Origin of the sequence: Taibaiella helva, assembly GCF_003545695.1 — a bacterium.
Taxonomy (GTDB): Bacteria; Bacteroidota; Bacteroidia; order Chitinophagales; family Chitinophagaceae; genus Taibaiella; species Taibaiella helva.
The window spans coordinates 1-1320 of the sequence record NZ_QUZZ01000034.1; the positions used below are offsets into that span (position 1 = coordinate 1).

Annotated in this window: 1 protein-coding gene; it reads right to left on the reverse strand. The window is 52.0% G+C overall.

Translation table 11 applies throughout. The annotated features are described in order from the left end of the window. Nucleotides 1-222 precede the first annotated feature (222 nt). A complete protein-coding gene (locus DZC79_RS20995) occupies nucleotides 223-1203 on the reverse strand; it encodes an IS5-like element IS5 family transposase (protein WP_026141915.1) in 981 nt (326 codons plus the stop codon). Nucleotides 1204-1320 lie beyond the last annotated feature (117 nt).

Consider the following 1320-nt stretch of genomic DNA (forward strand, 5'->3'; position numbering starts at 1 on the left):
CCTGCATATAAATTTGGATGATCGGTAGAGAGGCAGGCTTATATTCGCGCATATTCGATGACGGCTGTCGAGCAAGGGAAGGTGCGAATAAGCGGGGAAATTCTTCTCGGCTGACTCAGTCATTTCATTTCTTCATGTTTGAGCCGATTTTTTCTCCCGTAAATGCCTTGAATCAGCCTATTTAGACCGTTTCTTCGCCATTTAAGGCGTTATCCCCAGTTTTTAGTGAGATCTCTCCCACTGACGTATCATTTGGTCCGCCCGAAACAGGTTGGCCAGCGTGAATAACATCGCCAGTTGGTTATCGTTTTTCAGCAACCCCTTGTATCTGGCTTTCACGAAGCCGAACTGTCGCTTGATGATGCGAAATGGGTGCTCCACCTTGGCCCGGATGCTGGCTTTCATGTATTCGATGTTGATGGCCGTTTTGTTCTTGCGTGGATGCTGTTTCAAGGTTCTTACCTTGCCGGGGCGCTCGGCGATCAGCCAGTCCACATCCACCTCGGCCAGCTCCTCGCGCTGTGGCGCCCCTTGGTAGCCGGCATCGGCTGAGACAAATTGCTCCTCTCCATGCAGCAGATTACCCAGCTGATTGAGGTCATGCTCGTTGGCCGCGGTGGTGACTAGGCTGTGGGTCAGGCCACTCTTGGCATCGACACCAATGTGGGCCTTCATGCCAAAGTGCCACTGATTGCCTTTCTTGGTCTGATGCATCTGCGGATCGCGTTGCTGCTCTTTGTTCTTGGTCGAGCTGGGTGCCTCAATGATGGTGGCATCGACCAAGGTGCCTTGAGTCATCATGACGCCAGCTTCGGCCAGCCAGCGATTGATGGTCTTGAACAATTGGCGGGCCAGTTGATGCTGCTCCAGCAGGTGGCGGAAATTCATGATGGTGGTGCGGTCCGGCAAGGCGCTATCCAGGGATAACCGGGCAAACAGACGCATGGAGGCGATTTCGTACAGAGCATCTTCCATCGCGCCATCGCTCAGGTTGTACCAATGCTGCATGCAGTGAATGCGTAGCATGGTTTCCAGCGGATAAGGTCGCCGGCCATTACCAGCCTTGGGATAAAACGGCTCGATGACTTCCACCATGTTTTGCCATGGCAGAATCTGCTCCATGCGGGACAAGAAAATCTCTTTTCTGGTCTGACGGCGCTTACTGCTGAATTCACTGTCGGCGAAGGTGAGCTGATGACTCATGATGAACCCTTTTTCATGGCTCCAGATGACAAACATGATCTCATATCAGGGACTTGTTCGCACCTTCCCTAACATGAGTAGCTTCTCAATAATTGGTAAATGAATTCTCTTTGTGAC